The sequence below is a fragment of the Demequina sp. genome (assembly GCF_049841215.1).
Lineage (GTDB): Bacteria > Actinomycetota > Actinomycetes > Actinomycetales > Demequinaceae > Demequina.
Genome location: NZ_JASGEO010000011.1, coordinates 129,410 through 154,500, shown reverse-complemented (window position 1 = coordinate 154,500; position 25,091 = coordinate 129,410). Strand labels below are relative to the sequence as shown.

Annotated in this window: 20 protein-coding genes; 1 reads left to right on the top strand and 19 read right to left on the bottom strand. The window is 66.1% G+C overall.

What is annotated here, in order from left to right; translation table 11 throughout:
• From QM618_RS05580 to QM618_RS05565, 4 genes are all read right to left on the bottom strand, one after another.
• Nucleotides 1–405 (bottom strand): translation initiation factor IF-2 N-terminal domain-containing protein (locus tag QM618_RS05580; protein WP_428095519.1); only part of this gene is annotated, 405 nt, incomplete at its 3' end.
• Between the two features lie 132 nt (nucleotides 406–537).
• Nucleotides 538–825, bottom strand: a complete 288-nt coding sequence (locus tag QM618_RS05575; RefSeq protein WP_428095517.1) for a YlxR family protein — start codon at nucleotides 823–825, stop codon at nucleotides 538–540.
• A 14-nt stretch (nucleotides 826–839) separates the two neighbouring features.
• The gene (nusA, locus tag QM618_RS05570; RefSeq protein WP_428095515.1) at nucleotides 840–1,853 is read right to left on the bottom strand and encodes a transcription termination factor NusA; all 1,014 of its coding nucleotides are present in this window, start codon (nucleotides 1,851–1,853) and stop codon (nucleotides 840–842) included.
• Nucleotides 1,854–1,858: 5 nt separating this feature from the next.
• A complete protein-coding gene (locus tag QM618_RS05565) occupies nucleotides 1,859–2,320 on the bottom strand; it encodes a ribosome maturation factor RimP (protein WP_428095513.1) in 462 nt (153 codons plus the stop codon).
• A gap of 73 nt (nucleotides 2,321–2,393) precedes the next feature.
• Here QM618_RS05565 and QM618_RS05560 point away from each other — a divergent pair, with 73 nt between their 5' ends.
• Nucleotides 2,394–3,272, top strand: a complete 879-nt coding sequence (locus QM618_RS05560) for a hypothetical protein (protein WP_428095511.1) — start codon at nucleotides 2,394–2,396, stop codon at nucleotides 3,270–3,272.
• On the opposite strand, the gene QM618_RS05555 is transcribed toward QM618_RS05560, so the two are convergent.
• The 15 genes from QM618_RS05555 to tsf form a co-directional block, all read right to left on the bottom strand.
• Nucleotides 3,269–4,282, bottom strand: coding sequence for a hypothetical protein (locus QM618_RS05555; protein WP_428095509.1), 1,014 nt, complete (start codon nucleotides 4,280–4,282; stop codon nucleotides 3,269–3,271). The two genes, QM618_RS05560 and QM618_RS05555, sit on opposite strands and share 4 nt — an antisense overlap.
• Nucleotides 4,283–4,286: 4 nt before the next feature.
• Nucleotides 4,287–7,553 carry a hypothetical protein gene (locus QM618_RS05550; RefSeq protein WP_428095507.1) on the bottom strand — a complete coding sequence of 1,089 codons (3,267 nt, stop codon included), beginning with the start codon at nucleotides 7,551–7,553 and terminating at the stop codon, nucleotides 4,287–4,289.
• A gap of 182 nt (nucleotides 7,554–7,735) precedes the next feature.
• On the bottom strand, nucleotides 7,736–9,400 hold the full coding sequence (locus tag QM618_RS05545) for a LuxR C-terminal-related transcriptional regulator (RefSeq protein ID WP_428095505.1): 1,665 nt from the start codon (nucleotides 9,398–9,400) through the stop codon (nucleotides 7,736–7,738).
• Nucleotides 9,401–9,409: 9 nt separating this feature from the next.
• A complete protein-coding gene (locus QM618_RS05540) occupies nucleotides 9,410–11,173 on the bottom strand; it encodes a proline--tRNA ligase (protein ID WP_428095528.1) in 1,764 nt (587 codons plus the stop codon).
• Nucleotides 11,174–11,214: 41 nt separating this feature from the next.
• Entirely contained in the window at nucleotides 11,215–15,576 is a 4,362-nt protein-coding gene (locus QM618_RS05535) for an S-layer homology domain-containing protein (protein WP_428095503.1), read from the bottom strand.
• Nucleotides 15,577–15,655: 79 nt separating this feature from the next.
• A complete protein-coding gene (locus tag QM618_RS05530; protein ID WP_428095501.1) occupies nucleotides 15,656–16,576 on the bottom strand; it encodes a GNAT family N-acetyltransferase in 921 nt (306 codons plus the stop codon).
• Nucleotides 16,573–17,706, bottom strand: coding sequence for a flavodoxin-dependent (E)-4-hydroxy-3-methylbut-2-enyl-diphosphate synthase (gene ispG, locus QM618_RS05525; protein WP_428095526.1), 1,134 nt, complete (start codon nucleotides 17,704–17,706; stop codon nucleotides 16,573–16,575). Before ispG ends, QM618_RS05530 begins: the two co-directional genes overlap by 4 nt.
• 76 nt (nucleotides 17,707–17,782) lie before the next feature.
• The gene (locus QM618_RS05520) at nucleotides 17,783–19,042 is read right to left on the bottom strand and encodes a M50 family metallopeptidase (RefSeq protein WP_428095499.1); all 1,260 of its coding nucleotides are present in this window, start codon (nucleotides 19,040–19,042) and stop codon (nucleotides 17,783–17,785) included.
• A gap of 4 nt (nucleotides 19,043–19,046) precedes the next feature.
• Nucleotides 19,047–20,198, bottom strand: a complete 1,152-nt coding sequence (dxr, locus tag QM618_RS05515) for a 1-deoxy-D-xylulose-5-phosphate reductoisomerase (protein ID WP_428095497.1) — start codon at nucleotides 20,196–20,198, stop codon at nucleotides 19,047–19,049.
• A complete protein-coding gene (locus QM618_RS05510) occupies nucleotides 20,195–20,758 on the bottom strand; it encodes a DivIVA domain-containing protein (protein WP_428095494.1) in 564 nt (187 codons plus the stop codon). Before QM618_RS05510 ends, dxr begins: the two co-directional genes overlap by 4 nt.
• Entirely contained in the window at nucleotides 20,755–21,951 is a 1,197-nt protein-coding gene (gene rlmN / locus QM618_RS05505; RefSeq protein WP_428095492.1) for a 23S rRNA (adenine(2503)-C(2))-methyltransferase RlmN, read from the bottom strand. Before rlmN ends, QM618_RS05510 begins: the two co-directional genes overlap by 4 nt.
• Nucleotides 21,948–22,874, bottom strand: a complete 927-nt coding sequence (locus tag QM618_RS05500; protein ID WP_428095490.1) for a phosphatidate cytidylyltransferase — start codon at nucleotides 22,872–22,874, stop codon at nucleotides 21,948–21,950. Before QM618_RS05500 ends, rlmN begins: the two co-directional genes overlap by 4 nt.
• Nucleotides 22,875–22,902: 28 nt before the next feature.
• Nucleotides 22,903–23,460, bottom strand: coding sequence for a ribosome recycling factor (gene frr, locus QM618_RS05495; protein ID WP_428095488.1), 558 nt, complete (start codon nucleotides 23,458–23,460; stop codon nucleotides 22,903–22,905).
• Between the two features lie 10 nt (nucleotides 23,461–23,470).
• Nucleotides 23,471–24,202 (bottom strand): UMP kinase, encoded by a 732-nt coding sequence (gene pyrH, locus QM618_RS05490; RefSeq protein WP_428095485.1) that lies wholly within the window; start codon nucleotides 24,200–24,202, stop codon nucleotides 23,471–23,473.
• Between the two features lie 42 nt (nucleotides 24,203–24,244).
• On the bottom strand, nucleotides 24,245–25,084 hold the full coding sequence (tsf, locus tag QM618_RS05485) for a translation elongation factor Ts (protein ID WP_428095483.1): 840 nt from the start codon (nucleotides 25,082–25,084) through the stop codon (nucleotides 24,245–24,247).
• Nucleotides 25,085–25,091: the final 7 nt, after the last annotated feature.

Genomic DNA, 25,091 nt, shown 5'->3' with positions numbered 1-25,091 from the left:
CGGACGCGGCATGTCAGTCGCGGCCTCGGCAGAGGCCGCGGCGGTCGCCGGGTTAGCCGCGGTCGCCGCGGTCGCCGCGGGAGCCGACTCAGCCGCAGCGGAAGGTGCCGCAGCAGGCTCCGGCGCCACAGCGTCGGGCTGTGCCGGTGCCGCAGGGGCGGCAGGCTTTGGCGCCGACGGCTTAGGCGCCGCGGGAGCCTTCTTCTCGGCCGCGGGGGCCGACGCTGCGGGCGCCTGAGCGGCGGCAGGGAACGCTTCGCGCGCCTTGCGCACGACGGGTGCTTCCAAAGTTGAGGACGGACCCTTGACGTATTCACCGAGCTCGTTCAGCTTGGTGATGAGGTCCTTGCTCGGGATTCCGAGCTCCTTCGCGATCTCGTGAACGCGAGGCTTAGCGATTGCCACAAAAAACTCCTGTCTTGGTCCGACCAAGGCAGGGGTCGAACCATCGTTACTGCTGGGCACTCATTTCGAGGTACTCATCGGGTGCTCATGGGCTTTCATCCCGTTCTGTCGATGGGTTTGGCACAGACAAGGTTATCCGAAGCTGAGCGAGGACGCGTCAGCCACGCCCGCACGCAGTGCGCGCGAGAAGGCTTTGCGCCGCTTCGCCAGTTCCAGACACTCTGGGCGGCGGTGCAACCAAGCGCCGCGCCCAGGAAGAGTGGCGTGCTCATCGATAACGACTTCGCCATCGACGACTGCAACCCTCACCAGGTCTGACCGGGCCGCCCGCTCCCTACACCCGATGCATGTTCGAACCGGGCCCTGTGGCCCTAGGTGCGATGCTGTGGGGTTTCGAGACGACGTGCTCGGCTCCACCATTCTACCGGGTGCCCCTAGTCGCCGGAACCGGCGGTGCTTGGCGACTCGGGCGCCTCGTCCGAGCGGATGTCGATACGCCAGCCCGTGAGGCGTGCCGCGAGGCGGGCGTTCTGCCCCTCCTTGCCAATCGCGAGCGACAGGTGGAAATCGGGAACCACCACGCGCGCGGCGCGGGCCTCCTCGTCCACCACGGTCACCGAGACCACTCGCGATGGCGACAGGGCGTTGCCCACGAACGTTGCGGGGTCGTCGTCCCAGTCGACGATGTCGATCTTCTCGCCGCGCAGTTCGCTCATCACCGCACGCACGCGCGCGCCCATGGGGCCAATGCACGCGCCCTTGGGGTTCACTCCAGGGACGGTGGCGCGCACCGCGATCTTGGTGCGATGCCCAGCCTCGCGCGCGAGCGACATGATCTCGACGGTGCCGTCAGCGATCTCTGGCACCTCGAGTTCAAAGAGCTGCCGAACAAGCCCCGGGTGGGTGCGTGAGAGCGTGATCGACGGGCCTTTCATGCCGCGACTGACGTCGAGCACATAGGCGCGCAGGCGCTCGCCGTGCACGTAGGTCTCCGTGGGCACCTGCTCGTGCGCGGGCAGCACCGCCTCGATGTCGCCGATGTCGACGTGCACGTTGCGCATGTCTTGGGTCTGCTGGATCACGCCGGAGACGAGGTGCCCCTCCTTGCCCGCATACTCGCCAAGCACGGCGTCGTCGCCTGCTTGCCGCAAGCGCTGCACGATGACCTGGCGGGCCGTAGAGGTGGCGATGCGGCCAAAGTCGTCAGGGGTGTGATCGAACTCGTCGCTCAGCTGCGCGGTGCCGTCCTCATCAACGGACAGTTCCTCGCGGGCATAGATCGTGACGATGCCCGACGCTTGGTCAAGGTGGGCGCGAGCGTGCCGGTAGGCGCCTGGCGTCTTGTGGTACGCGGAGAGCAATGCCTGCTCGATCGCGTCGATCAGGACGTCGAAGCGAATGTCCTTCTCTCGTTCCAGGCCCCGCAGTGCCTGCATATCGATGTCCATGCGCCCTATCCCTGGCCCTTGAAGTCAACTTCGATGGCGCCAACCACGATGCTCGCAAGCGGCACCCGACGCTCGCCGTCGAGCACAGCGTCCTCGCCATCGACATCCGTGAGGCGGCCCTTGATGATGGTGCCGTCGTTGAGGTCAAGGCTCACGAGCCGGGTCCGCGCGCGCAAGAAGTGCCTGCGTTCGGTCAAGGGACGCGAGATTCCCGGCGTCGATACCTCGAGCACGTAGGCCTCTTCCGGCACGTTCGCCTCATCGAGCGCAGCACCGATGGCGCGCGATGCCTCAGCGATCGCATCGAGCGAGGCCGAGCCAACCTCGTCATCAGGGAGGTCAACGAACACCACAACGCGCTTACGCGAGCCTGCTTGGTCCACCTCCACGGCGTCCACAATGAGGCCGGCCGTGGCCGCGGCGGGTGCGGCGAGGTCGGCAATGCGGTTCTCGAGACCCAAAGTCACAAGCCTCCCTAAGCCGTTACTGAAGTTGACTCACAGTCTAGGGGGGTCTGCGGCACGTGTCATGATGGCGCCCATGGTGCGGCGCGCGGGTCAGGTGGCGGCAATGGTCGCTGCCGTTGCCATTGTGCTAAGTGCGTGCTCGTGGCGGCTCGAGGAGGATCCAGAGCCCGTCCGCACACCCACGCCCATCACGGTCTTGCGCGATCACGTTGCCGCCGCCGAATCCGCGCTTGCGACCGCTGCTGGCACCTCCACCGATCCCCTCGCGGCCGTTGAGGCGGCGGCGGTGCCGATTCGCCTTGCCGCGCTCGGCGGGGTCTCTCCCACCTCCTCCCCGCGGCCCGACGCTGACTTCGCTATGGCGTTAAGCGTCGCCACGGACACGGCGCGCGATTGCATGGAGGCCGCTGGTGACGATCCGCTTGGCGACCTGTGTGCGTCAATCCTCTTGTCACATCTGGCGATGTCGGCCGCCGCGGGCACCGTGACGCCGGAGATGACGGACTACTCCAGTGCGGTGACCGGCCCGGGCGCCACCACCGAGGTTGATGCGGGCACCCTTGCGCGGCTCGCGCTCGCGCATGACCAACTGCGGGCAACGCACGAGGTGGTGGCTGCGCGCAGCTCCGACGAAGCGCGCGAAGACGCGCTCGCGCTTACCGCCAGTGAGGGCGCGCGCGTGACCGCGCTTCTAGCGATCGACGGCGTCGCTGACCTGCGAGAGCCGCAATACGACGTCGGCACGGACTCTGCCGCGGTGCTCGAGTCTCAGCGCGCGATTGCGGACTCCTACGCCGCGCTGCTCGTTGCAGCGACACCGGTAGATCGCGAGTGGTTGCTCAACAGTGCCCTGATCGCGTTCAATGGCGCCGTGCTTAGCGGCCTCACGGCCGAGCAGATTCCCGCGCTGCCCGGCGCCGTGCAACCAACGCCGAGCCCCACCGCTAGCTAAACGCCTTTGCCGCTGGGGGTCCAGTTGCCACCGGTGCCGTAGTACGCCTTGCCGTCAACGACGACCTTGCTGCGGAACACCGATGCGGGCATGCTCGGCCAGAACTCGCCGCTTCGCCACCCGCCCGGGGGCTCGATCGTGACGGTCACGGTGCACTGATACGTGGCATCGGCGCCAGAGCCCGAGTAGGGCGTGAGCGTCCCACACGGGTAGGACTGATAGCCCGCGTAATACGGGGTGTGGACTGTGTTGTGCAGGTTGATTTCCACAAACACCTGCGCCGACTTTGGTCGCACCCCGGTGACGGTGAAGGTGTTGGTCCACTCATACGTCCCCGCCACGGCGGCTCTGGTCACCTTTCCGGCCGCGGGCACCACCGGCTCCGGCGTCGGTGACGGCTCCGGCGTCTCCACCGGCGGTGTGGTCGGCTTTGTCGTTGGCTTGGTGGTCGGCTTCTCCGTTGGCTCCGACGTGGGATCGGTGCCGGGAGTCGCCGAGGGCTCCGCAGTGGACGTTGGCGAGGGGGTCGCTGACGGCGTTGCCGATGCGGACGGCGACGGGGAGGCCGACTCCGTGGGCACCGGAGCCGTTGACGGGATTTCTCCAAGCACGATGAATGTCGTCGACGTCGCGGCCACAACGCTCGCGCCGCGATAGGACGTGGCCTTGAGCGTGTACTCACCAGCGACGGCATCCCATTGGTCCTCGAAGGCACGCAGCTCCTTCGCGTCCTTGCCTCTCGACGTGATCGTCAGATCCGTGTCAGTAAGGGTTGCGACCTCTTTTCCGTTGCGCGAAAGCACCACCCGAATGGACGTGACGCCCTGTGAGTTGGTGTGCGCCACCACTGCGGTGGCTCCCTGCGGGATTGCCGAGTGCGCAACCGGGGCGTCGATCCACAGCGCATCCTCGCGAATCTGCGGTTGCACACCGAGCACCACGATGGTGCCAACCACCGCGGAGGTGGCGACCACGCCCGCGGCGATACTGGACAGGAGGGTGAGTTTCATCGCATCACCAGTACGCCTTGATAGGTCGCTTGTCCTGCAAGTACGCGAACGACGAGCCCCACGTGAAGTACTGCTTCGCAGTAAGCGTGAGGGTGGTGTCGAGGCATGGCCCATCCACCTGCACACTCAGGTACGGAGCGCCTGCGGCGGCCGGCACCACCTCGCGAACCGCTTCGGTGGGCTTCTTGTAGTAGGCCGTGCGATGCGGGGGCACCGTCACCTCGCCAGTCCACGCCGTAGTTCCCGCGTTGCCATCGATGCTCGTATGGGCATAGCGCAGCCAGGCAGGGATGGACAGCGGATAGAGGCGATACGTGGAGCCGTCCTCAGTGATCTCCACGTTCGCGACGAGGGGGCAGGACTGCTGGGCCCCGGTTGCGTTAACGGGCCCACCTGTGAAGGTCAGCACAGGCTGGGTGTTCGTCACCGCGGTGACGATCAGCCCTGGTACCGAGCCCTCTCCCGTGAGGTCTCCAAGAATGTGCTGGCGACGTTGGCTGTCTTGCTTGGCGATCGACTCCGCGATGCCGCGGGCGAGCGCGGCGCACATCGAGAGGTCGCCATCGGCATTCTCGAGTTCGGGAACGTCTACGCCAACTCCCGCGAGCTTGTTGCTCAGATCGTTGACGTCCCCAGAGGGAATGGTGAGATCGTCGCACGACAGGCCCAGCTGCTTAAGCCCCTCGTCGAGAAGGGCATACGCGACGGCCTCGATGTTTCCCTGCTGCGCCGCCTCAAGGTCCTCCGAGGTAGCGATCTGCGGGGGCAGGCCGGTGTAGTAGGTGATGATCGCAGAGGCGACCGCCCGGACCGTGCCATTGCAGAACTCGCCCGCCTGATCGTTCCCATAGCCGCGAGCGCTGAGACACACGGGGTTGATCGTCTCGACCACCGTCCACACCGCATCGAACGCGCCGTTGTACACGTCCGCCACTGCATCCCACGTCTCCATCACGGAGGCATAGAAGCTTGGATCCGCGGCGGAGCCAAGGCCAAGACCAAGGCCCACAAGCGCGCCGTAGAGCGCGCCAGGGGGTCCACCAACGACGAGACCAACGAACGCGCCATAGGCCACGAACGACAACACGCAGCCGAGGCCGCACGTGGGCGGCTCGTAGTTATTCGCCGCCTCCTGACGCTTCTCCGCCGCCTTGAGGTCCTGGCAGTAGATGACCTTGTCACTCGACCACAGCGTCTTCGCCATTTCGAGATCGCTGTAACCGGGGACTCCCGCGGTGACAAGGGTGTCCGTCCAGGCGCGCTTAGTTCCCGCGAAGTACGTGTCGCCTTTGAGGGTCTTCCACTTGGGTGCGGACATGGGGTACTTGGTGTACCTGTTGGCCTCTGGGTACCGAACTACCGCGATACACGGCGTCTGCGACTGCACCGACGCACCGGAAGCGTCGGTGGATCCCACGGCCCTACCGCTGTCGCTGAGACCCGCCACGCGGATTCCCGGCTGCACCGCGAGCTGCGCATTGGCGACGCTCGGGCTCTTAGCCGCGAGAGCGTCGGGCATGGAAACCTTGATGGAATTGGACGAGAAGCCGAGCGACGTCGATACCCCTGCGGTGGTGCTGATCGCCACGGCTCGCACGTAGAACTCGTCGATGAGATTGCGCCCCTGCGCAAGCCGCGCCTTTGCAAGGTTGAGGGCGAGCTGGTCCGTCAGCGCCAGCTCGTCGACGTCATCCAAGCTGTCCGCGGTGACCTTGACGCTGTGCCAGTTCCATGGCTCGATCACGTGTGACGCGGTGGATCGCTGGCTCCAGAACATCCCCGGTGGATTGAGCCCACTGGTTCCCGGGGAGAAGGGGATGTACGAGAACTGGTACATCACCTCGGTGACGCCGTGGTCGGCACCATCAGTCTGCAAGAGCGCCTCGCCTGGCCCGGAGACCTGGTAGAGCGGCATCGCGGTTGGGTCGCCCGTCACGTTGATGGACTTGACGATGTTGCGCGTGGCCTCGGCGCCTTGGGGCTCCATGGTGAGCGTGAGGGGGGCCGTTGGCGCCGTACCGGGCGCCCCCGTTGGCGCGCCGTCTGCCGGCGTGCACTCGCCTCCCGAGGCGGACGTCGCGCCCGCCTGTGCGTGGGCCGACGCTGCGCGACAGTACTGCCCGGTCGCCGACGGCGCGGCGGCGTCATCACCGCTGTACACCTGTAGGTCAATCTGGTCGTAGTGACTCAGGTCCACAAACGACCTCAGGTCCGTCAGCGGAGTGGTCCCAGAGCTGAGGTAGACGCCATCTTGCGCGGGAACGCGTTGCCACTGACCCTTGTCGATCGCCATGTACACGTACGGCTTGGAGATCTGGGTGTCCGTCATCATGAGGCCACCGCTGATGCGGGCATCGCCCGTCCACCCGTCCAGGGCGCACTCATCGGGAATCGTGACGGTCACGGGCGCGCTCGCGGGGACCGCGCCTTGGGGATCCATCGCGTACGCGGCGAGCATCGTCGGCCCAACCGGAAGGGTTCCGAGCCGAAGCTCTTGTCCGTCCTCGATGTCCCCGAGCGCCACCATGCCCGCGCCTCCGTAGATGCGGACCCCTCCGGGAGTGGACGAGGTGACGACGGCCTCGCATCCGTCGACAACCGCGTGGATGTCGGTATCGAAGGTCACCTCACCAATGCGCCCGGGAAGCACCGCGTTGGGGGCCGGGACGATGCCGGTCACGATGGTGCCAGGGGTGAGAACGGCGGCAGAGCCAGCGCTCTCAGTCACCGTGGCAAGAGTGCCCACGTCGACGCCAAGGCGTGTGGCGATGCTCGCCAGGGTGTCGCCAGCCGAAGCACGCAGCGAGAAGCCAGGCCACGCGGCCGACGTTGTGGTGGATGTGGACGTTGCGACCACAAGATCCTGTTCCAGATCCATCGTGGGCAAGGCGATCGGCGCCGATTGTGCGAACGCGTCGGCATCTCCGTAGGCGCGCGCGACGACAACGTGCCCACCTGCCGTCATCGAGACGACGTCCACGTTCAGCCGAACGCTCCCCGTCTCAGGATCCGTGACCACATCGGTGTCATCCAGCGCGTAGTACAACTCGCCGTCGCGCCACAGTTCCACGCGGTTGACCTTCGCGCTCGCCGGGGCAGCGATCACCATCGACACCGCCTCGCCGCGGCGCACAAGCGGGGAGGTGGTGGTGCTGAGGTCCAGCGCAAAGTCGCTAGGGGCGCGCTCACCTAGCGGGGGTACGGAGGCCAGCACAGCGTCGGGCCGTCGCATGACCGCCACGAGGCAGACAGCGACGATTACGAGTGCCACGAAACCAGCTACTGCTGCGAACCATCCGGTCGCATACCAGGGCCGACGTGCCGCAGCCGCGGGAGTGTCCGGGGTCACGCGTTCGCCACTGGACCCGTGCAGTACTCACTGAGTTGGGTGCGGTCTCCCCTCATCCTCCGAGTGTGGCGAGAACGCCGCGCGACGATAAGTGGGGATTGTGCTTACTCAGCGGCCACGACGTGCGCGGGATTCTCCGCAAAAGGAACAAACCGCGCGATCCCCGTACGGGAGGACACTCCCCACCGGTCAAAGATGAGCGCCACGTGCTTCTCGACCGTCTTCACGCTGATCCCCAACGTCGCGGCGATCTCCGCATTGGTGAGGCCTTCACGAACCAGCTGCGCAACCTCGCGTTGGCGGCCAGTAAGCGGCACCGCGTGGCCGTGGGGCGGCGCCACGTCGCCAAGGGCCGACGGCAGCGCCGAGCGCGCAGTCACGCCAAGAGCACGCATCACGCGGCGCAAATGAGTCTGGACGGTGCGTTCGGAAATGAACAGCGAGCGCGCGATCTGGCGAGAGGTGAACCCCTCTGCGGCGAGGGTCGCGACCTCCAACTCCCGCACCGACAGCGCGGCGGCCCCGGCTCCACGGCGAGGTTCCAACCGGCGGCCAAGACGGCGCAACTCGGACGTGGCACGCTGGCGCAAGGCGAGAGCCCCCGCGACTTCGGCGTTGTGAGCCGTGGCGGTAAAGGTGTCAATGGCCGAGGGCACATCGCCCGCGGCCGTCATGGCCAAGGCGCGAGCGAGATCCGCGTTGGCGGCCTCAAGGAGACGCCCCGCGGCGCGAGCGCGGTCCGCGGCGAGTTCCGCGCGCTCCTGCGAAGCGCGCGCAGAGCCTCTCGCGAGAGCGAGCCGGGCCTCCGTCTGCTCCACCGCAAGCACGGCGCTCGGCACCGGATCGAGAGCGTGAGCGCGGCGTAGCCACAACTCCGCCGTGGCCGCGTCCCCTTCGGCGAGCGCCGCGGCCACGAGGATGTCGTAGCCAAGCGCACGATCCACCACTTGGGCAAGATGCAGGTCCGGCCCGCCACCGCCGCGCAAGATCCACGGTGCGGCATCCCCATAGCGGCCGAGCGCGGCGAGGGCGAACCCCGCAACGATGTACGAGCCGCCGTCCACACAGCCCGCGGGCTGCGGCACGAGTTCCGCTACGGATTCGAGCTCGCGATCCACGGCGGCCGCATCACCTTGATAGGCGGCGATGAGCGCGAGGAACGCGCGCGCGAGACCCAGAGCCACCGGCCGGTCCGCATTGGCGGGCAAGGCGATGACCGCCTCACAGTCGCGACGCGCGCTGTCCAGATCGCCGCCGAAGATGGCGATGCGGACCGATTGCAACGTGGCAAACGAGGTGCCGTAGGCAGGGGGCTCTCGTCGATCGCGTTCCGCGATGAGCTGCGCGGCCGTGCCAAGTTCGCCGTGAGCAAGCGCCGCCTCGACGAGCACCGCGAGGGCGAGCCACCCCAAGGGCGCGCCCACTTCTGGTGTGCCGGGTGCGGAGGCGAGCGCCTCGCGGAACATCGCGGCATGGTCACCAGCAGTGACGTCGTTGGCGCTCGCAAGCGCGAGCACGGCAAGCACGAGGGGGTCGGCAGGCAGCCCGGATTCATCCGTGAGCAGCTGTGCTCGCTGTGCCGCCACGATGGCGCTTACGAAGCGCGCATCGATGTAGTCGGTGAAGGCGCTCGCGGCGACAATCCGCGCCCGATCGATGCTCGAGAGGGAGGAATCCGCAAGCGCATCGGCCGCGCATTGACGGGCTTCGAGGCTCTTGCCGTCGAAGCTGAGCGCGACGATGCGCGCCGCCACCAACTCCCCCGTCACCGTGCGGGCCTAGCCAGCCAACGCGTCGCTGACCCTGCGCGCCACCTCAGCCACAGCGTCGGCCAGTGGCAGGTTTTCGCTGGCGCCGGTGGCTCGGGTCTTGAGTTCCACCTCGCCCGTCTCGAGGCCACGGCCGACGACGAGGATGAAGGGGGCACCGATGAGCTCCGCGTCCTTGAACTTCACGCCTGGTGAGACCTTGGGGCGGTCGTCGTAGCAGACCTCGACGCCCGCGTCCTCGAGCTGCGTGGCGAGCGACGAGGCGGCTTCGAAGACCGATTCGTCACGGCCCGTTGCGACGAGGTGCACTTGGTAAGGGGCCACCTGGATGGGCCATTTGAGGCCCAGCTCGTCGTTGTTGTTCTCCGCGAGCAGCGCAAGTGCACGCGTGACGCCGATGCCGTAGGAGCCCATCGTGACGGTGACCTGCTTGCCGTTCTCGTCGAGAACCTGCAGGCCGAGCGCCCCCGCGTACTTGCGGCCAAGTTGGAAAATGTGGCCGATCTCCACACCGCGCGCGAGCTCGAGCGGGCCAGACCCGTCGGGCGCGGGGTCGCCCTCGCGCACGGTGGCGGCCTCGATGGTGCCGTTGGCCGTGAAATCACGCCCTGCGGTGAGTTCGAACACGTGGCGGCCGTGCTGGTCTGCTCCTGTGATCCAGCGCGTACCAGGGACGATGCGGGGGTCAAGAAGGTAGCGAATACCGTCTTCTCCCGCCTGGGGGCCGAGCGCCCCGGGGCCGATGTACCCCTTGACCAACTGCGGGTGTGCCTTGAAGTCATCCTCATTGGCGGCCTCCACTTGGCTGGGCGAAAGCGCGGCCTCGAGGCGAGTCATGTCCGCGTCACGATCGCCGGGCAGCCCTACGACGAGAAGCGAGCGCTCCCCCGTCGGCGCGGTAACGGCGAGCACCACGTTCTTGAGCGTGTCCGCGGCCGTCCAGGCGCGGTCTGGGCGCGGGAAACGCTCGTTTGCCACGGCCACGAGCGTGTCGATCGTTGGCGTGTCCGGCGTGTCCTCAACGTGTGCGGCGGGCGCGTCGGCCCAATCGATAGCGGGCGGAACGGGGGTGGACACCGCCTCGATGTTCGCCGCGTAGCCGCCGGGCGAGCGCACGTACGTGTCCTCGCCGATGGGCGTGGGGCTCAGGAACTCCTCCGACTTGGAGCCACCCATCGCTCCCGACATTGCGGACACGATGACGTAGTTGAGCCCTAGGCGGTCAAAAATGCGGATGTAGGCAGCGCGCTGGGCGGCGTAGGACGCGTCGAGCCCCTCGTCGCTTACGTCAAACGAGTACGAGTCCTTCATGATGAACTCGCGGCCGCGCAGCAGGCCGGCGCGGGGACGAGCCTCGTCGCGGTACTTGGTCTGGATCTGGTAGATCGTGAGCGGCAGATCCTTGTACGACGAGTACAAATCCTTCACGAGGAGCGTGAACATCTCTTCGTGAGTTGGGGCAAGCAAGTAGTCGCCGCCCTTGCGGTCCTGGAGGCGGAAGATGTTGGGGCCGTAGTCGCTCCATCGGCCCGATGCCTCGTACGGCTCCTTCGGCAGCAGCGCGGGGAAGTGCACCTCCTGGCCACCCGCCGCGTCCATCTCCTCACGGACCACGGCCTCCACCTTGGCGAGCACCTTGAGGCCAAGCGGGAGCCAGGTGTAGATGCCTGGCGCGGCGCGGCGGATGTAGCCCGCGCGCACGAGCAGCTTGTGCGACGCAACCTCGGCGTCGGCAGGGTCTTCGCGCAAGGTGCGCAGGAACAGCGTGGACATGCGGAGCATGGGGACAAGCGTAGTGGCGACGCTTGCCTTGCTCAGCCGACGTACCACCAGTAGTTGTACAGGTGTGCTGCTCCCGATTGCCTCGAGACAGTGCTGGAGGGCCTGAACGAGGTTCCCGAGACGGCGCCCATGACCTTCTTGCTCTTTGCCCACACGATCGCCTTGTAGGTCTCAGAGGTGCTCTTCTTCACGTCTGAGTAAGGCGACTTACTCGGCAGGGTGATCGCTGGCTTGCCCGCGTAGCGATACAGCATGACCGCCTCCGCGCTTCTGGTCACCGGATCCGATGCCTTGAAGGTCGTGGACGTGGAGATCTTGGAGTTGTACAGCCATACGAGCGCCTTGTAGCCGCTATCGGTGCTCTTCACGTACTTGAACGGACTCTTCGCCGGGAGCGTCACGCTTGGACTGCCCGCGAGTTTGTACAGATACGTCGCGAAGGCCACGCGAGACAAGGTGGCCGTTGGCTTGAACGAGCCGTCGGAGTAGCCCGTGGTGATGCCTTGGTCGCCCATCCAAGAGATGGCCCAGAAGTTCGACGTCTTGTACGTGACGTCTTTGAAGAACCACACCGGGAAGTACGTGCGTTGCCCTTCATCAAGGTGGTAGTACGGCGCGGACGTCCTGCTGGAGGCGTTCCCAAACCACTTCGTTGATCCCTTGAACGCCTTGTAGGCCGCGGAGGATCGCACGTCGCCGTTCGTGAAGACGATGGCGTAGTTGTATCCAGAGTTCAACCTGGTCAACGTGAACGCGCCTCCCCGCGGGCCGCAGTCAGCGGAGTCGACCGTGCCACTGTCCCGAACAGCGACCGCACAGATGGTTGAGCTCTTCCACGTCGCGGGCACATTGAGAGACCCTGACACCGCGCCGCCCCACAGCGCGGACAGATCCGGAAGGTTCTTTCCCGTGATGTCCCATGAGCTACCCGTTGGCATGACGATGCTTTCGGGAGCGAAAGTGCCGGCTCCTCTGCGCCACTCGAAGAATCCATCGCTGTCGCGAGTTACGCCAATCTTGTACGTTCCGGCTGGAACGTGTTCGAACTTGTACTCATGCCCCAGCTCCTCGTCTACACCGCCGTAGGTTGTCAGCGGGGCGGCCGCCACCAGGTTGCCCGCAGGGTCGTAGAGACCAACCGTGAACGTTTCCCCTGACATGCTCTCGGCATAGGCCGTGCCAGCTATCGATCCACCGTCCCCAAGCGCAATGTTTGCGTTGGTGACGGACGCCGTGCTGACGCGGACGCTCGCGGCCGACTCGAATACCGAACTTCCGCCAAAGTACAGGTCCCCCGCGCCGTCGAAACCCGTGAAGTAGATCTTGTAGGTGCCAGCGGGAAGATTCGTGAACGCATACTCTCCAGCGGAGATTGAGCAATCGGCGTCGACGAAGTAGCCGCTCAGCGCCCACACTTCGACGCAGCCACCCACCGCCGGTGCACCCTTGTAGGTAACGGCGCCGGCGAGCACGCTGCCGTCAATGAGGGTTGCGTTCGCCACAGTATCGACGCCGCTCTTCACCGTCAGCGGCTTTGCAGTGCCGTAATCGGACCCCGATGAGTACCATCGCAATGCGCTGCCGTCGAATCCCCAGAACTTGACGCGGTAGGTGCCCGCGGGCAGGCTCCCGATCACAAAGTCACCGTTCTCATCGACGCAGCCCACTTGTGCAAGCACCCCGTCGCTGCCGTACGCCCCGGCGCACCCGTCTAGTCCTGGGGAACCGCCAGCTACCGTGACGTGCCCCACGATGCGCCCTTCGGGCGCAAGCGTTGCGTTCACCGTCTTCGTCTCTCCAATGACGATTCTCACTCTGGTAGCAGCGTCGAGAGTGGCTGCGTCCTTGTAGTACTCGAAGGCCGCTCCGTCCTCCTCGACGTAGAACTGGATTGCCAAGAACCCAGGTGGAACCGAAAGCTTGTAGGCGTCTACACCGGGCTCAAGGCACGTCTGCGCGCTGAGCCCTTCAAGGTTCTCCACGTAAACGCAGGCGTGGGTAGCCGCGAGTCCCGCAGGCCTGGTGATGGTGCCCACGAGCACCGGCCACGGAGTCGCGTCATGAACAGCGAAGAACTCGCCTCCGCCATAGACCTGAGGGACTGTGCGAGCCAGGGTATCGACAGCGCCGCTGACCCCCGCGAAACTCGCCGCGAACTGCCCGGGGGTGCTGTCGTGACCAAGTGTGAATGAGAACACGCCGTCCACCGGATCACACGAGCGTTGTGTCTCCTCGCCGCTTTCATAGAGCGTGGCACATCCGCCGTGCACGGGGCCCCCGTCCGTGTCCTGGGAGACGTGAAGCGTCCCTCCAAAGGCGAGGACGACTGCCACCTCACCTCCACTTGCTGGGACCACGAATTCTGTTTCCCACGCGTCGCGGCCAACGTAGTCGGACACCGCGGTTGGCCCTGTGCCGCAGAGTTCTGAATCCGTGACAGAACTCACGCAAATGACATAGGACTTCCCCGCAACGACGGGGATCTCGAACGGGTCCCCAACGCTTCCACACACAGGCGGACCAAAGAGCGTCACAGAGTTACTGACCGCCGCCCGAACACAAGCGTCGGCCGGTGCGATTCCGTCGGGGGCTTCGATGACACCCCTCAGGGTCGCCGCCGGACTCAAGCTGAAGTCACGCCCGCTGAGGGTGAGGTCAGTCAGCGACGGCCCGCCGACCTGACTAGAACTGGCCGCCGTGTAGGCGCCACCAAAGTAAGCGTCGGAGGAGTCGTCAAAGCCGACGACTCGAAGTTTTCCTGGCACGATTGGCGCCACGAAAGAGTAGTTCCCATCGCTGCCAGGCGTGGCTTCAGCGACAACCGCGTCGCCCACGAGGAATTGCACGGTGCCGTCGCTTCTGGGCGAGCCTCCCGAAGTGACGCGTCCGGTGATCGTGACGTGCGTGGGCAAGGACATCGCGAGATCTACGACGGCATCGTTTGTGACGGTCACTGCCGTACGAGGCAGGCGGCTCGACGGTTCCGCTGGGTAATAGACCTCAGAAAGCGAACCGGGCACATTCGTGACCTTGACGATGTAACGGGCCGGGGCAACCTGACTGAAATTCGCAATGCCATCGGTGATCGTGCAATCCGTTGCGACGGGCGAGAAGCTGCCCTCCACGATCAGCGCAACACAGCCACCCGTGATGGCGACGTGGTCGTCGCGCGCAACCGCAACGTTCACTTGGCCCGTGCCCCGGGCATTCACCGTCGTGATGCGTGTGCTGACGCTTCCGCCTGACAAGTTGAGCAGGCGGTCCCAGGTAGCGTCGAAGGCGTTGTTTGCTCCCTCGAGCGCAAAGGTCGCGTGCTGGTCGTACACGTCGTCCGCGAATGCCAGGTCAAAGCGCCCGTCGCTCGGCGAGCAGTCACTCGTGGAACGCCCGTCGCTAAGGGTCAGCGTGAGGCACCCTCCGTCAAGGGCCTCACCCGTGTTCAGTTTGACGGTGTGCTCGTGCGTGCCGCCCCACTGGAGGTCAACGGCCCGTGTGGCCGCTGACGCTACCGTGACCGCGCCGCCGCCGCCGTACGGTGAGTCTGGCCCCCTCCACGTGACGGTGCAAGGAGCGCTCGCTGGCGCCTCACCGAGGCACAGGTAGTACGTTCCCGGCGCCACGTCGAGTGAGAACGCGGAATCCACCTCGCCGCAAACGCTCAACGCAGGGTCGTTGTTTTGACGTTCCGGCAAAGCGTGGAGGCACACGTCGTCGCCTTCGATTCGCGGCGGTACCGAGAGCACTCCGGTCAACGACCCAACTGGCGCCAAGGTGAAGTTCTTGACAGCCGCACCGTCGCCGGTAGACGCGTACCATCTGGTTGTCCACGCGCTCCCGTATTGCGCCGTGCTCGTGACCTTGGCGTTCACCCAGGAGCTTGTGTTCAACTGGATTCGATAGACACCATTGGCGTCGGTGGTCCCGGTCGCGATTGGCGCACCGAGGGGGGTGGACGTCACCATCGCGGAGTACAGAGTGACGACCGCGTTAGCGAGCGGGGCGCCGTCGCTCGACTTCACCGTTCCTTTAACCACTGGGCCCGCCGTCACCGTATCCGTCAGGCTTGCGGTGGGCCACACGGTCGTGAGATTCACCGAGCCCGAGGCGGTGCCAACATGGTGAGGGAAACCGGACACCTTGTACGTGAATCCACCGAGCGCGATGCCCGAGATGGCGTAGGTTCCTGCTGAAGACGTGCAATCGGAGTACGAAGTTGGACCCGAGCCAGAGGTCCTCGTCAGCTTGAGGCATCCGCCATCTGCTGGATCGCCGTTCTCATCGGTCACGTTGATGGAGAACTTCCCGGTGGTCGCGGCAGAGGCAGGAATCGAGACACCGCCAAGAAGCAACGCCATGACAGTCGTCGTTACCGCCGCTGCGCGCCAGATCCGCATGCGCGACCCCTCCCGACTTCACGAGCCCCCAATGGCTCGTGCGCACATGCTAGCGGCCGCATGCCTCGCGGCGCGAACGCTAGAACATCACTGTGGCGAACTCCCCAACGCGTTCAAATCCCACCGCGTCGTACGCCGCAATAGCAGGCGCGTTGAAGTCATTCACATAGAGCGACACGGTGGGCGCCAGGGTCGCCTGCGTTGCCGCAATCACCGCGGATAGCCCCGCACGTGCGAGCCCGCGCCCGCGCAACGACGGGTGCACCCACACCCCTTGCAGCTGCCCTACTCCCCCGCCAAGCGCGCCAACTTCGCTCTTAAACACCACGGCCCGACGGCCATCAACAGTTCCGTACTGCAGGAAGGCTCTGCCTGAGCGCACCAATTGGCGCAGCCGGTCCTCGTAGGCCACCCTCCCGTGACGCATGGGGTCGTAGCCCACTTCGCCGATGAACATGTGCACGCATGCGGGCAGTAACGCGTCGTAGTCGTCGAGGGTTGCGCGGCGCACGGCGTCGAGATCCAAACCCTCAGCAGAGATGGCCTCCACATGCCGGGCCGGCCCAGAAATGGCCATCGACACCTGCCGGGGCCTCAGCTCCCGTGCGGGTCCCCACCACGGCTCGAGCCGCCCCCACAGGTCGAGCGTCACCTCTGCGGGCCCCACCATCGCCGCAGGCCTGGCGAGCCGAGACACCGCACCAGCCGCAACGTCGGCCCGTAACGCGTCATCGGCGAGCTCGTCGCCAGAGGGGAGGATCGCCGTGAAGTTTGCCCCGTTCCACACCACCCCGGCGAGTTCGCGGCCCAAGCCCGCACGCCGTCGGACAGCCCACAGCCCCGCGGAAAGGTGACCGGAGCGCGAGGCCGTCTCAAGGTGCATCGCCGGCACCACGGAGGCCACCGGATCCTGTGCGCACAGCGCGAGCGCCGCGTCGAGTTCACGCCGCTGCAGGGGCGCCAGACTGTGCTGCGCGCGCCTGAGCAGCGAATCGGTCATGACGCCGTCATCACCTGCGGGCTGGCACCCTCGACGGGCTCCATGGTCTCTGCAATCTTCATGGCCTCTTCGATGAGCACCTCGACGATGTCCTTCTCGGGGACGGTCTTGATGACCTCGCCCTTGACGAAGATTTGGCCCTTGCCATTGCCCGAGGCGACGCCGAGGTCGGCCTCGCGCGCCTCGCCGGGGCCGTTGACGACGCACCCCATGACCGCCACGCGCAGCGGCACCTCCATGCCTTCAAGGCCCGCGGTGACTTTCTCCGCGAGCTCGTAAACGTCCACCTGGGCGCGGCCACACGACGGGCACGAGACGATCTCGAGCTTGCGGGGCCGCAGGTTGAGGCTCTGCAGAATCTGGATGCCCACCTTGACTTCCTCGACGGGAGGGGCGGACAGGGACACGCGAATGGTGTCGCCGATGCCCTGGCTGAGCAGCGCTCCAAAGGCCGTGGCGGACTTGATGGTGCCCTGGAAGGCGGGGCCGGCCTCGGTGACGCCCAAGTGCAGCGGCCAGTCGCCGCGCTCGCTGAGGAGCTCGTAGGCACGCACCATGATCACGGGGTCGTTGTGCTTGACGGAGATCTTGAAGTCGTGGAAGTCGTGCTCTTCGAAGAGGCTCGCCTCCCACACGGCGGACTCCACGAGCGCCTCAGGGGTGGCCTTTCCGTACTTCTTGAGCAGCCGCGGGTCCAGCGAGCCGGCGTTGACGCCGATGCGGATCGACGTGCCCGCGTCCTTCGCAGCCTGCGCGATTTCCTTGACCTGGTCGTCGAACTTGCGGATGTTGCCGGGGTTCACGCGCACTGCGGCGCAGCCAGCGTCGATGGCCGCGAAGACGTATTTGGGCTGGAAGTGGATATCCGCAATCACGGGAATGTTGGACTTCTTGGCAATCGCCGGGAGGGCGTCCGCGTCGTCCTGCGTGGGGCACGCAACGCGCACGATGTCGCAGCCCGCCGCCGTGAGCTCCGCGATCTGCTGCAGCGTGGAGTTGATATCTTCGGTTTTGGTGGTGCACATCGACTGCACGGAGACGGGCGCGTCCCCGCCGACGTAGATGGAACCCACTTTGATCTTGCGGGTTGGCCTGCGCGGGGCAAGCACGGGCGCGGGCAGAGCGGGCATCCCCAGCGAAACAGAAGTCACGATTCCAGTATCTCCCACGGTTTGCGGTGTGGCGCGCACCTCAGCAACGAGTGAACTACCCCACCTGGACGGGAGCGAAGATGTCCGCGAGGATCAGCACCGCTCCCATGATGATCAGCAGGCCAAACACGCCGTATGCCAGGGGCATCATGCGGGCCACGTCCACGGGGCGCGGCTTGGGCAGGTGCCGCACTCGCGCCCACCCGTTCTTGATGCCTTGCCACAGCGCGGAGGCGATGTGGCCGCCGTCGAGCGGCACCAGCGGGATCATGTTGAACGCAAACAGCGCCAGGTTCAGCCCCGCGAAGACGTTGAGCATGTCCGCGGCCTTGAGCTGCCACGTGTAGCCCTCAACGTCCGCGGCCGCGATGTCCGCGGAGACGCGCCCAACCCCAACAATGCCCATCACCGAGGACGTGGTGCGCTCCTCGATACCAAGCGTCGCGAGGGTCGCGTGATAGATCTGCACGGGCAGCGTGGCGATGGTCTTGAGGATCATCCCCGAGTAGTTCCACGCCGTCTGCACACCCGAGAGCGGCCCTTGCTTGACGATTTCGGAACTCGGATAGAAGCCCAGGTAGCCCACCGTCTTGCCGCCGCGTTCCACGCTCGCAAGCGTGGGCGTCAACTGCAGCGTCTCGCCGTCGCGATCCACCGTGAGGGTGACCTGCTCGCCAGGGTGGGCGGCAAGTTCGGGGGCGATGTCCTCCCACGTCTCCACGGAGGTGTCATTGATGGCGACGATCGTGTCGCCCACCTGCAGCCCCGCGAGGGCGGCTGGGGACTCGGGGTCGGCTGCCGTGCAGGTCGCGTCGACGCTCGCGGGCACGCACGCAGCCACCTCGCTCACCGTGGTGTTGGTGACGGGCATTCCTACGCCCACCTGCACGATCGTGAACGCGATGATCGCAAGCACCAGATTCACAAACGGTCCGCCGAACATGACGATGACCTTGCGCCACCACGTGAGGTGATAGAACGCGCGGTAATCCTCGCCTTCGTGCACCTCTTCCACCGACGCCTCCCGGGCGTCCGCGATGATCTGGCGCAAGCGACCGCGCACCTTGACCGGCCTGACCGCCTCCTCCGGCGGGATCATGCCCACGAGCTTCACGTATCCACCAAGCGGGATCGCCTTGAAGCCGTACTCGGTCTCCTTGCCCTTGCGGGACCACAGCGTGGGGCCAAAGCCAATGAAGTACTCGCTGACGCGCACGCCAAACTTCTTGGCGGGCAGCATGTGACCCACCTCGTGCAGGCCAATAGACACGAGCAATCCCACAATGAAGATCACTACGCCAAGTACTTGCAGCATTCCCTCACCCTACGTTCGAGATGAGCTCTCGCGCCCTCGCGCGAGCCCACGTTTCGGCGGCCTCAACGGCCTCGACTGAGGACGCGTCCGCGCCCTCGTACGCCTCCACAACGCGCCGCACCGTGTCCGTGATCCCGAGGAATGACAAATCTCTCACCGCGAAGGCCGCAACGCACTCCTCGTTGGCGGCATTGAACACCGCTGGGTGGAGTTCGCTCGCGGCAAGGGCTTGCCGGGCAACGCGAATAGCAGGAAAAACGTGCTCGTCAAGCGGCTCGAAGGTCCACGTGTGCGCCTGGGTCCAGTCCGGGGGCGTGGCCACGCCATCCAAGCGCGAGGGCCAGCTCAGCCCTAGGGCAATCGGCAGCCGCATATCGGGCGGCGAAGCCTGCGCGATCGTCGAGCCGTCCACAAATTCCACCATCGAATGGATGACGGACTGCGGATGCACCACCACGTCGATGCGCTCCGCAGGGATGTCGAAAAGCAGGTGCGCCTCGATCACCTCGAGCGCCTTGTTCACAAGGCTCGCCGAATTCACCGTCACCACGGGCCCCATGTCCCACGTGGGGTGCTTAAGGGCATCCGCGTACGTCACGCTCTCAAGCTCGCGTCGCGTACGGCCACGGAACGCACCGCCCGACGCTGTCACCACTAAGCGCCGCACCTCACCTTTGGTGCCGCTACGGAGGGCCTGCGCAAGCGCGGAGTGTTCCGAGTCGACGGGCACGATCTGGTCGTCTCGCACACGCGACCGGTTCACGAGCGGCCCACCCGCCACCAACGACTCCTTGTTGGCGAGCGCGAGCGTGGACCCCGCCGCGAGCGCAGCGAGCGTGGGCCGCAGGCCCACGGAACCCGTCACCCCGTTGAGCACCACGTCGGCACCGATTCCCGCCGCGGCGACCACAGCGTCGGGCCCGGCAAGCACCTCTACGCCAGGGAGTGCGTCGCGAACCTCCGCGAACGCGGCGTCAGAGGCAAGGGCAACAAGGCGGGGACCAAACGCGCGCGCCTGCTCAATCACCAGTTCTGGGTGGGAGCCTCCGGCCGCAAGTGCCACCACCTCGAAAGAGTCGCGGTGGCGCGCGATGACCTCAAGCGCCTGGGTGCCGATGGAGCCCGTGGAGCCAAGGAGGGAGACGGAGCGCGTCATCCCTCGCCGACGCCGAGCAGGATGTCGACCGTGCGCGCGAGGTAGGCGTCGACCGTGGCCTCGTCGTAGGCGCGCTTCCCCGTGGCCTGCGCGAACGACACCATGCGCACCTGTTGTGCGGTAAGCGGCTCTCCGCGATCGAAGAACGAGGTCACGCGGGCAAGCACCTTGTCTACTTCGCGAGCGTCGTAACCCCTGCTAATGAAGCCAGGGTGCGCGAACCGCTCGCCCTTGGGGCGGCGAAGGCGCGGGTACAGCACTTGCGCGCGAGTGGCGAGGTCTTGCATCCACGCGTCCTGGCCGTGCTGGCGCACATACGTGTCGCGAGTGCGCTTGGCGAAGGCCACCTCGAGACGATCTAGGGCCGAGTCGACGGCGGCCGTCGAGTACCCGCCGCGCTTGAGGTCAAACGAGGCCCTGCGCACGTCGAGCGGCGTCAGATCTGCGTCGGGCGCGGCCGCCCGCTCGTACGCCTGACGCGCGCGAGAGAAGAAGGCATCCACCTGCGCGCGGTCGTAGCCGTGGCGCATCGCAGACGTGCGCGGGAACAGGTCACTCATGTGGTCTCCTTGCCAAGTCCGCCACCAGTATTCCCGATGCGCGGGCCTTCTCTGCGCAAGCGGGCGGCGGGGCCGACGGGTCGGTTCTGCTCCTCCACGGCGAGTTGGCCGCACGCACCGTCGATGTCGGAGCCGCGCGTGTCACGGATGGTGGTGGGGATGCCATGAGAGCGCAAGGTCTCGACGAACTCGCGCTCGACCGCGGGATCCGAGGCGGTCCACTTGCTTCCCGGCGTGGGGTTCAGCGGAATGGGATTGACGTGCACCCAGCCGTCGCCGCGCTCCTTGAGCTTCTTGCCGAGCAGGTCCGCTCGCCACGCGTGGTCGTTGATGTCGCGGATGAGCGCGTACTCGATGGAGACGCGACGGCCGGTTGCCTCGAAGTAGCGGTGAGCGGCATCGAGCGCCTCGTCCACCTTCCAGCGCGTGTTGATGGGCACTAGCTCATCGCGCAGCTCATCGTCAGGGGCATGCAGGGACAGCGCGAGCGTCACGGGGATGCCCTCGCCTGCAAGGCGATCGATTCCCGTCACGAGACCCACCGTGGACACCGTGACGTGCCTGGCAGACAGCCCAAAGCCGTGGGGCGGCGGGGCGACGAGGGTCTTGACGGTGTTGATGACCGCGCGGTAGTTCGCGAGCGGCTCACCCATGCCCATGAACACCACATTGGACAGCCGCACGCTCTCGCCGAGGCCGCCGTCGCGCGCCTGGCGCGCGGCAAGACGCACCTGTTCGATGATCTCCGCGGAACTGAGGTTACGTGTGAGGCCCATCTGGCCCGTGGCGCAGAACGGGCACGCCATGCCGCAGCCGGCTTGGCTTGTCACACACAGCGTGGCGCGCTCTGGGTACTTCATGAGCACGGACTCCACCTTGACGCCGTCGTGGAGGTTCCACAGCGTCTTGCGCGTGGCGCCCTTGTCCGCCTCGAGCGAGCGCACCTCTGTCATCAAGGGCGGGAAGAGGGCAGCGGCGGTTGCCTCCCGTGACGCTGCGGGAAGGTCCGTCATGTCGTCGGCGTCGGTGGTGAGGTGCGCAAAGTAGTGGGTGGCGAGCTGCTTGGCCCTGAAAGCCGGGAGGCCCAAGGCGACCACAGCGTCGGCCCGTGCGGCCTCGTCCATGTCCGCAAAGTGCACGGGGGCCTTGCCTGGCTTTGGCGCGGCCATCGACAGCAGGGGGCGCTCCGTCATGAGGTTCCCAACAGCAGCGCGAACACCACGTAGGCAACGGGCGCGGCCACGAGCATCGAGTCGATGCGGTCAAGGATCCCGCCGTGCCCTGGCAAGAACGAGCTCATGTCCTTGACCGAGATGTCGCGCTTGATCGCGGACTCCGCGAGGTCGCCAAGCACAGCGGCCAGCGCGGCCGCGAGGCCCGCGAGAGCGCCGGTGATCCACGCGCCATCGAGGATGAAGTAGGCGAGCACTGACGCGGCGATGGTGCCAAGCACGATCCCGCCTGCGAAGCCCTCCCACGTCTTGTTGGGGCTGATCCGTGGCGACATCTTGTGCTTGCCAAAGAACATTCCGGAGATTAGGGCGCCGGTGTCGTTGCCCGCCACGGCGAATATGAGGATGTACACGCGCTGCCAGCCGTCGTGCGCCTGTTCCATGAGCACAAAGAAGGATGCGAGGAACGGGATCCACAGCAGCGTGAACATGGACGCGAGCGAATCGGCGAGCGTGTTCTCGATGCGATCGTCCACAACGCGCCACGCGACCACACCGGCGCAGCCAACGAGCAGCGCGACGATGAGCCCCTCCGCCTTGCCGTACCACGTGGCAACGCCCATTCCCGCGATCGCAACGGCAATGGGCCACAGGCTCACGCGCCTGCCGGAGGCTTTGAGCGCGTCACGCCATTCCCACGTGGCGCCGATGCACACCAGATACAGCCCAACCGTGAATAGCAGCGGGCTCCACCACGCAGCGCCGAGCACCGCCACAAAGATCGCGACACCCACGACGGTGGCAACCGTGAAGTTGCGGCGCGGGCCAGGAGTGGGCGTGGCTTCCGGAATGGTCGGCACGGCGGCGGTGGTGGCCGCTGCAATGCCCGACGCTGGGGTTGCCGGTGCCGCCTCGTTGCCTTTTCGCCTGTTGAGTAGGCTCACGGGGCTCCCCCGCCGATCGTCGCCACCATCAGACCTCGAGGAGCTCGTTCTCCTTGTGAGCGAGCAGGGCATCGATGGCGTCAACGTGACGCTTGGTGAGGGCGTCGAGTTCCTTCTCGCCGCGCGAACCGTCGTCTTCGCCGACGTCGCCGTCCTTGACCGCTGCGTCGATGAGGTCCTTGGCCTTGCGGCGCATGTTGCGCAGCGTCACCCGGGCCTCTTCCGCCTTGGTCTTGGCGAGCTTCACATAGTCACGGCGGCGCTCCTCCGTGAGGACCGGCATGACGATGCGGATCACGGTGCCGTCGTCGCTGGGGTTCACGCCAAGGTCGCTGTTGCGCAGCGCCGTCTCAATCTCGCGCTTCGCGCTTTGGTCGTACGGAGAGATGACAACCGTGCGGGCTTCGGGCACGGTGATCGAGGCGAGTTGCTGAAGGGGGGTTGGCGCGCCGTAGTAGTCCACGGGGATGTGGGCGAACATCGAGGCGGTCGCCTGGCCAGTGCGGATGGACGCGAAGTTGTCCTTCGCCACCGCGACGGCGCGTTCCATGTTCTCTTCTGCGTCGAAGAGGATTTCGTCAATCACGTGCAGCTCCTTACGCCGTCACCAGCGTGCCGATTCTCTCACCGAGGAGCGCACGCGTCACATTTCCAGGGGTATCGAGGCCAAAGACGACCATCGGCACCTTGTTGTCCATGGCCAGCGAGAACGCGGCCTGATCCATCACTCGCAGCCTCTTCGTGAGCGCGTCTCTGTACGTCACGTGCTCGAGCCGCTCCGCCGTTGGATCGATGTTGGGGTCTGCCGAGTACACCGCGTCCACGCCGTTCTTGCCCATGAGCACCTCCGCACAGCCCGTCTCAAGGGCACGCTGCACGCTCACGGTGTCCGTGGAGAAGTACGGCATCCCTGCGCCCGCGGCGAAGATCACCACGCGGCCCTTCTCAAGGTGGCGAATGGCGCGCAGCGGAATGTACGGCTCAGCAACCTGACCCATCGTGATCGCGGTCTGCACGCGCGTTGCGACGCCCGCCTGCTCAAGGAAGTCCTGCAACGCGAGCGCGTTCATCACGGTGCCGAGCATGCCCATGTAGTCGGCGCGCGAACGCTGAATACCGCGCTGGCTCAGCTCCTCGCCGCGGAAGAAGTTGCCGCCGCCAACGACGATGGCCACCTCGACCCCGCCGGCCACAGCGTCGGCCACTTCGCGAGCAATGCGGGCGATGACGTCGGCATCAAGGCCAACGGAACCACCGCCAAACATCTCTCCCGAAAGCTTGAGCAAAACGCGACGCGCCGCCGGCGAATCGGTGGTGTTGTCAGTCATCGATCCTCCTGGCGGCGCGTGGCGTTTGGCTGTGGTGTGAGTTTAGGCTCCCACACGGAAGCGGGCGAAGGAGGTCACCTCGCCGCCGGTCTCCTCGACCACCTTGCCGACGGTCTTGGAGTTGTCCTTGGCGAACGCCTGCTCCACGAGCACGTTCTCCTTGAACCAGCCGTTGAGACGGCCCTCGACGATCTTGGGAAGCGCGGCCTCGGGCTTGCCTTCCGCACGCGTCACCTCCTCGGCGACGCGACGCTCGTTGGCAACGTCCTCCGCCGGGGCGTCCTCACGAGTGAGGTACAGCGGCGAGTACGCGGCAGCGTGCATCGCGACGTCCTTGGCCACCTCAGCGGCCTTGACGTCGGTGCCGACGAGAACGCCAACCTGCGCGGGCAGGTCCTTGTTCGTCTTGTGCAGGTACTCGGTGACAACCGGAGCCTCGATGCGAGCGACGCGACGCAGCACGACCTTCTCGCCGAGCACGCCAGCGTTCTCGTCAAGGAACTCGCCAACCGTCTTGTCGCCGATGGGGGCGGCAAGAGCGGCCTCCGCGGAGTCCGCCTTGGCGGCAACCGCAGCGTCGAGCACCGCGTTCGCGAGCGCGATGAACTTCTCGTTCTTCGCCACGAAATCGGTCTCCGAGTTGAGCTCGAGGAGCGTGCCAACCTGGGCACCCTCTTCGCCCTCGATCTTGGTCACGACGAGGCCCTCGGACGCCGAGCGGCCTTCGCGCTTCGCGACACCCTTGAGGCCCTTGACGCGCAGGATCTCGACGGCCTTCTCCTGGTCGCCGTCGGCCTCGTCGAGAGCCTTCTTGACGTCGAGCATGCCGGCACCGGTGCGCTCGCGGAGCGCCTGGATGTCGGCGACGGTGTAGTTCGCCATGTCAGTC